This window comes from Cyanobium sp. BA20m-14 (genome assembly GCF_024346295.1).
Genome location: NZ_JAGQCR010000171.1, coordinates 1 through 7,043, shown reverse-complemented (window position 1 = coordinate 7,043; position 7,043 = coordinate 1). Strand labels below are relative to the sequence as shown.

Sequence of the window (7,043 nt, the reverse complement as noted above, 5' to 3'; positions counted from 1 at the left end):
GCTTGATGGGTTTCCGTGCTTCCGGCCATGGGGCAAGGCCGCCAGTTGGTTTGGGACCTTCTTACCCCTCACCATTCGGGGACTAAATCTCTGCTTGACCCTTGGTCAGTTTTCGGCCGCATGCGTGGGGCTGCTCACCCTGCAATGGCTCCTGCTTCAACGTAAAAGCCACTTCCAGTCGGACTTTGTTGGGCATTAGTCATGATAATACCTCAGATAGCTGTCACATTTGCCCTACCGCTGCTGCTGCCCAAATATCGAAAAGGGCTCTGACTTGGCAGTGGCATTTTGGCTGGGCTCAGCGTTGTTGCCCTATGGCATACCGGGACACAGCCAATCGATTTCCTTGCCAGCTGGCTGGAAATCATGCAGCATTTTACAAACCTAACCTAACCGGAGCACTTAACAAGTCAAGCCTGGGCGAATCACATACTTGCAAAACATCGTTGATCGGCATTCTTGTCGCCATTGCTGGGAGCGTTTACATAGCAGCTATCGATGGAACTTGCTGGAATCAGTGCCATTGCGGGAGCAACACTCTTTTAACATGACTATTACGACAACATCATGCTCTACCCGACGCTACTTTGTTGTTGACTGATTACTTTTAAGCGCCCCACTCTCGGCAATGCGATTCTCTTAATATTGATTACAATTAGCCTATCTGGCCCGGTCTCCCTGTTTCTCGGATTGCCTGGTTATCAACTGTTCCAAGTATTGACATGGCTAACAGCGGGAATAGTGCTGCTCTAGCGCATCACATCTGGCCAAGCAGCTTCTTCCCCGCTGGCTATAGGGCCCCTGCCCTTCACCCCTCCACGCGCCACACCTGATCAGCTGGGGCCCAGTCGCTGAGCTCGGCAGGCTGGAACCAGAGGCCGATCTCGAACTCGGCGGTCTCAGGGGCATCGGAGCCGTGGATAACATTGCGGCCGATGTTCACGGCCAGGTCGCCGCGGATCGTGCCGGGCTCAGCTTCGAGGGGCTTGGTGGCGCCGATCAGCTTGCGGGCGCTGGCGATCACGCCATCGCCCTCCCACACCATCGCCACCACCGGGCCGCTGGTGATGAACTCCACCAGGCCGGCGAAGAAGGGGCGCTCACGGTGCACGCCGTAGTGGCTCTCGGCCAGCTCGCGGCTGGGGGTGAGCTGCTTGAGGCCCACCAGCTTGAAGCCCTTGCGCTCGAAGCGGCCAAGGATCTCCCCCACCAGCCCCCGCTGCACCCCGTCGGGCTTGATGGCGATGAAGGAGCGTTCGGCGGCCATGAAGGTCAAAACAACTAGCCAACCCATCGTGAGCGCCGGCCCCGCCGCTTGGCAAGCACGCCAAAAGGCACTGGCCACTAGGGCCCAGTGTTTGATGGATAGGAACTGCAAAAAGGAGCTGAGGGGCTGGCGTGCTGTGGGCCATTCAGGGGCCGCCATGCTCCGCCCAGAACTAAGCAGGGGTGCGAATGGGGTAGCGATCCCGCCAGGCAAGTAGGGCTTTGTCGCCCGTCACCAGGGCCTGGGCCGAGCCGAGCCGCAGAGCCGCCACCAGGGTGCCGAGCACCAGCAAGTCGTTGCGATCCGTCAGGTCGATCTCCGCTACAACCTCCGGCTCCACCAGGTAGGCCAAAATCGCCAGGGAGTCGATCAAATCATCGATGGCAGGAAGCGTCAGTCCATGACGGTGGACCAAACTGGTCAGGGTGCGGCGCAGCTCAGCAAGGATTGAATCCGACAGCACCAGATCCAGCGCCCCGAAGCGCCAGGCAGTGATAAGCCGGCCAGGGACACTGGCCGGGTAAGCGAGGCCAGAGAGCAGCACGTTGGTGTCGAGCACCACGCCCAGACTGGCCATTGTCAGCGCCCGGCGCGGCTGGCCGCCACGGCAACATCAATCTCCGCGAGTCCCTCCGCTTCCGGCACTTCGGCATAGCCCGCCTCGATGCGCTCAAAATAGAGGGGCATCCACCAGGGCCGCTACGGGTTTGCCATCGCGCTTGATCACGATGCTGTCGTGGCGGTATTGCACCTGATTGAGCATGTCGCCGAGGTTCTGGCGGAAGCTCACGGCACTGGTTTCCCTGATCATGACAACACGTGGGATCCATTCGATCAGAATGGTCAGAATGATCGGCACTGGCAAGCGACGAAGCCGTTCATGGCTCCGTTGCAGCGGCAACGTACGGGCCGGCGCAGACCAGCAACTATATCTATAACTGCATGGTCAGAGCATTCGCCACCACGGCACCGCCAGCACACCGCCAGCCGTGGCGAGCAGGTCGCGCCATCCTTCATCGGGCGTGTCGAGGAGCTGCGCAAGACGGGTCATCGGCCAGAGGGTGAGATAACTGGCGCGACCGGCGAGAGATTCGGAAACTTGCCGCATCAGGAGCAGGTTCGCCGAACCGGTTAGCAGGAAGCGACCAGCGCTGCGGTTCCGATCGATGGCCCGCTTCACCGCGCTGAGGAGACCTGGCTCGCGCTGCACCTCGTCGAGTGTTACCGGCTCATGACCTCCCACCAGCGCCTCTGGATCGCGCCTGGCGGCATCACCGCCGACCTATCGGCGAGGGCACCGCTGACCAGGCGGGGAAGGGAATTCATACAGTGGATTGATTTCATTCACTGCATCAATAATATATGGACGACCTCAACCCGCAAGAGCCAACCTCGCCAATGGCGAGGCGCCCAACAAGACGCCCAAGCATTACAGCGACAGACCGAATGGCAGACCAATAAGGCCGCAGTTGCCGCCGACATTTAGCAAAAGCAGAATTTGCCTAGCCCCCGGCAAATTGAGGCTCAAGGATAACAATAGGCTCTGGAACACTGGCAAGGGAAAGAAAAGCCCCTAATTATATCCCCAGCCAAGTAGCTCTTATAATCAGCTGCCATAGAATGGCGACTAAGCAACTCACCATCGGGAGCAAAGCACAGAACCGGATCCGCTCGGCCCACAACTCATCTGACCATCAAGCAGCGCACTGGCTTCTTGCACTCCTGCGCTTATCTACCCCAATCCATACACCTCCAATGGCACATGCCATCCCTTGACGTTATGGCTACCTAAAGGCACCACAACCAGCTCCGGAGGCAGCAGCTGGCGCAATTCAGCGCTGATCAAAATGCTGTGGTCTGGAAACTGGCGCGTAAGACCCTCAAGCCGGCTGGCGATATTTACCGCAGAGCCAATCACTGTGTACTCCATGCGCTGGGAAGAACCCAGATTGCCGGCTACCACCTCACCCACATGAATGCCGATGCCATGACGTAGGGGCGGCTGGCCCGCAAGCTCCAGCTCCTGGTTGAGCCGCCCCAAGCTGAGCTGTATCGCCTGGGCAGCCCGCACCGCCGCTAAAGCCTCCGCCGCCTCCCCTCGGCTGCAAGGCAAGCCAAACTCCGCCATCAACGAATCGCCAATGAACTTGTCGACCAACCCCTGCTCAGCGATCACCGCCTGGGCTAAGCCATCAAAATAACGGTTAAGCAGGGCAAACAAATCCGCCGCCTCAAGCCGGGCACTGAGGGGTGTAAATCCGACTAGATCGGTGAACAGCACTACACAGCGAGCGCGCTTACCGCCCAGCTGCGTCCAAACTGGGCCGGGCGCCCGCAAGATGTCCTGGAGCAGGGCAGGCGAAATCCGTTTGCTGAGCAGCTGATGCAAAACCTGGCGCTCCCGGGCCTCGCGCCAGCCCAGGGCAGCGCTGCTCCATCCCCCCGCGAGGCCAGACAGCAACAGCAGACTTGACAGGGGCAGCCAGAGAAGGGCAGTCCACCAGACCAGGGCCGCCAGCAGGACCGCAGCGCTCAGCCAGCCCAGGCTGAGCAGCGTGGCCTGCCGCGCCGTGACCACCCGCGTCAAGCTCCAGGCCAGCAGCGCGGCCCAGCTCAACAACAACGCCAGCTGGCCGGGATCGGGCAGGAACTGAATCGAATTGCCGGCCAGCGCACTGGCCAAGGCAGCCGCCTGCACCTCCGTACCGCTCTGGGGCCCGAAGGGTGTCTCCAGCTGACCGCCCAGCTCAGCGGCCGTGGCACCGATCACCACGGTGCGGCCACGCCAAAAGGCAGCGGGCTGCTCCAGCAGCTGCCAGGCCGGCACGGTAAGCAGGGTGCCGGCCGGCCCTGGAAAGTTGATTCCCCTCACGGGCGTGGGCGGGGCCTGAGCGCTGGCGGCCCAGGCAAGCGCTTGGGGCAGGGGAGATTGGAAGCCAGCCAGATGGTCTGAAATCCAGTCACTACCTGGGATGGCATCAGTAATGCCCTGGGGGCTCTGCAGCAGGTTGGTCAGTCCCACAGCTGTGCCGGCGTACAGGGGCATTTGCAACTGCACCTGCTCCAGGTCTTGCTGACTGCTGCCCGCGGATGACGCTGCTAAGACAAGCTGAGACCGCCAGGGCGCCAAACGGCGCTGAAAAGCTGCGTCATCGGCCGGGCCGAAACGGCTGGGCTGGGCTAACACCAGGTTGAACACCACCCGGCGAGCACCCCGCTCCAGCACGGTGGCCGCCAGCTCAGCCTGCAGCGCCCGCGGCCAGGGCCACTGCCCCATAGTTCGCCACAGGGGAGAAGCCTGACGTTCCTCCGGGCTGAATAGGCGATCAAGGTTGATGGAATCGGCATCGATCGCCACAACGACCGGTGCCCCAGGATCAAGGCGCACCCCCCGCAGCCGAAAAAGTTGCGCCTGCAAGAACGCATCAAGGGCCACCAGCAGTTGGCCGGGTGGCGAGGGGCGCAGAACCGGCTGAACCAGCAGCAGCCCGGCGAACAGGGCCAGCCCCCACAAGGGCGGTCGCCTCACCGGGCAGACACCGGCGTGCTGATGCCGAGCTCCCTCTCCAGAACAGGCAGGGTGTCCATTGGGGCAGAGAAGCCATTGAGGAGGATGCTCTTCTGACGCCGTGCGGCGGCTTCCTGAGTGGTCAGGCGGGTTTTGGCCCAGGCGCCGTTTTCGTAGGTCAGCTGCTCACCGCTGCGCAGGATCTTGCGCTGACCGTCCGTGGTGGTGCAGGCCACCTCGCCCTCCCAACTAAAAATTTTCAGGCCAGTGTCACTTGCCTCGATAAAAACCGTTGTTCCGACGATCGAAGCCGTAGCAACTCGGGTATGGATCGTGAGCGGCGCGCCGCCCTTGGTGCCCGGATTAACCCAGGCAATGATTTGGCCGCGCTGCAGATCGAGGCGCTGGCGACCCAGCCGCAGCACCGCATCCCCGCCCAAGCGAAAGCTGCGGCCACTGGCAAGCTGCACCTGCATCCGCCCGGGCTTCTGGGTGCGCAATATGGACTCGTAGGAGATGATCTGACCAAGGCGGGCCGGGCGTTCGCCACCCTGGGGCGGCTTGATGAAAGCCGGCTTGCTGGGCACGTCCACCACCCGGGGAGCCGGGGTTGCCGCCTCCAGGGGAACGATGCCGAGCACCACAGAACCGGAAAGCGCCAGAGCAATCCCAGCTAGAAGGCCCAGGCATTTGCTGACGGAATGGGGCGTGTTCGGCAGGACCATGGCTGAAGTTGGGGCACTCCCAGAGCGCCCCCAGCCTGGCCACTTAGCCCTCGACGCGCCACACCTGGTCGGCGGGCTAGGATCACAGGCCGTTTTCAAATTCAGCGGTTTCGGGGGCGTCGGACCCGCGGATCGTGCCGGGCTCGGCCTCGAGGGGCTTGGTGGCGCCAATGGGCTTGATGGCGATGAAGGAGCGTTCGGTGGCCATGGTGGAGGAGCGGCGGGATCGGGCCATCGACCGTGGCGGCCCCGCGCCCCCAGCAAGCACAGCGGCTTCGAGCGACTCAGTCCGCCGCAACGGCGGCGAAGATTCAAGCGCCGCCAGGCGCTACATCGACAGGGGCTTGCCACTGGGAGCCGGATCCACAACGCTTCATGCGAAGTCGGCGCGCTAGCGCCTCCGGGGCGTTGACAGAGCGTGACCAAGCAGGATGCTGATCAACTGCATACGGGTTTTGACCTGGTATTTAGTCCGGATGCTCTTGCCATACTCCTTGACCGTGTGGATGGAAATGGTCAACTGATCAGAAATATCCCTGTCTGAGGCACCTTGGAGCAGGAGGACGAGGACCTCCTGCTCCCTGGGTGTGAGGGACTGAGGGGAATTAACAATCACAGCAGGCCGCTGCATGCGACTTCTGGCTCGGCTGGAGACATAGGTCTTGCTGTTGGCAACAGCAAGTAGAGACTGCATCACTTCCATCTCAGGCGAAAGAAAGTCTTCCTCGCAAACCACGGCCATGGCGCCGCATTCCAGGGCAAAACCCGCATCCACTGCTTCGCTGGACAACACCATCAGGACCCTCAGATCGCCGACGGCCCGAACGGCTCTTCGGCACAGAGAAAAGCCGTTGCCTTCAGCCAGTTGGTCGCTGCAGATCAACAAGCCAGGGTTGCTCTGGCGAATGCGGCGAAAGGCCTCCTCTTCCGTAGAAGCGATTCCCTTAATGCGGTTCTGCACCGAGATCGAACGAATAATTGCCAGAAGTGCCAGGTGGCTTTTCATGGCGATTACGAAGCGGAGGCGAATATCACTGGATAGAATCCAGCTGAAGACCATTTTGCGATTTGGCTCCAGCAGATGCAGTCGGTCGGTAAAGTCCATGCCTAGAGCGGGAGGCCCCGTTGCCTAGGAGACCAACTGGAGGCTCAAGGACGGTTGCTATTTTATGGTCTGATCTTAGCAGGCGTATTGGCGAGAACAAAGTCAACCCCCGATGATTTAGTCGCGGCGCTGTCTTTGCTGCCTTGGGAACTTGGCTCTACTCGCTGCGCTGCCTCAACAGAGGCAATAACCACCAGGACCTGCCCTAGCAAGACCACGCAGGATCGAGTCTCACTTAGGCTTTGGGTGACCTCATCGGCAATCAGCTGAAGGTTCAGGTCGAACAACACAAAACCCATCGGACGCTGCCTCGGTGACTTTCAGGAAAGTTGTCACTCCTTGGCTGCCACTCAGGCGGCCTGAACCAAGGGTAACTCCAGGGCCAGTTCGTGCTCTTCCAGTGGCTTGTTTATCCACACTTCTGCCGGTTGACTCCAG

General features: G+C 61.1%; 7 protein-coding genes and 1 pseudogene. All 8 read right to left on the bottom strand.

Translation table 11 applies throughout. From position 1 onward, the window contains the following. Positions 1-808 precede the first annotated feature (808 nt). The 8 genes and pseudogenes from ndk to KBZ07_RS14015 all read right to left on the bottom strand — a co-directional run bounded on the left by ndk (position 809) and on the right by KBZ07_RS14015 (position 6,605). On the bottom strand, positions 809-1,267 hold the full coding sequence (ndk, locus tag KBZ07_RS14050) for a nucleoside-diphosphate kinase (protein WP_254932193.1): 459 nt from the start codon (positions 1,265-1,267) through the stop codon (positions 809-811). A gap of 172 nt (positions 1,268-1,439) precedes the next feature. Continuing rightward, positions 1,440-1,844 carry a putative toxin-antitoxin system toxin component, PIN family gene (locus KBZ07_RS14045; protein ID WP_254932192.1) on the bottom strand — a complete coding sequence of 135 codons (405 nt, stop codon included), beginning with the start codon at positions 1,842-1,844 and terminating at the stop codon, positions 1,440-1,442. 93 nt (positions 1,845-1,937) lie between these two features. After that, the gene (locus tag KBZ07_RS14040; protein ID WP_254932191.1) at positions 1,938-2,078 is read right to left on the bottom strand and encodes a type II toxin-antitoxin system Phd/YefM family antitoxin; all 141 of its coding nucleotides are present in this window, start codon (positions 2,076-2,078) and stop codon (positions 1,938-1,940) included. A gap of 135 nt (positions 2,079-2,213) precedes the next feature. Then, positions 2,214-2,510, bottom strand: a complete 297-nt coding sequence (locus KBZ07_RS14035) for an AAA family ATPase (RefSeq protein ID WP_254932190.1) — start codon at positions 2,508-2,510, stop codon at positions 2,214-2,216. A gap of 489 nt (positions 2,511-2,999) precedes the next feature. Further along, complete coding sequence (locus tag KBZ07_RS14030) at positions 3,000-4,796, bottom strand: adenylate/guanylate cyclase domain-containing protein (protein ID WP_254932189.1); 1,797 nt, start codon at positions 4,794-4,796, stop codon at positions 3,000-3,002. Then, entirely contained in the window at positions 4,793-5,500 is a 708-nt protein-coding gene (locus KBZ07_RS14025; protein ID WP_254932188.1) for a FecR family protein, read from the bottom strand. Before KBZ07_RS14025 ends, KBZ07_RS14030 begins: the two co-directional genes overlap by 4 nt. Before the next feature lie 85 nt (positions 5,501-5,585). Beyond that, positions 5,586-5,684: pseudogene (locus KBZ07_RS14020) on the bottom strand (nucleoside-diphosphate kinase); the annotation flags it as partial. Positions 5,685-5,891: 207 nt separating this feature from the next. Then, positions 5,892-6,605 carry a response regulator transcription factor gene (locus KBZ07_RS14015; RefSeq protein ID WP_254932187.1) on the bottom strand — a complete coding sequence of 238 codons (714 nt, stop codon included), beginning with the start codon at positions 6,603-6,605 and terminating at the stop codon, positions 5,892-5,894. Positions 6,606-7,043 lie beyond the last annotated feature (438 nt).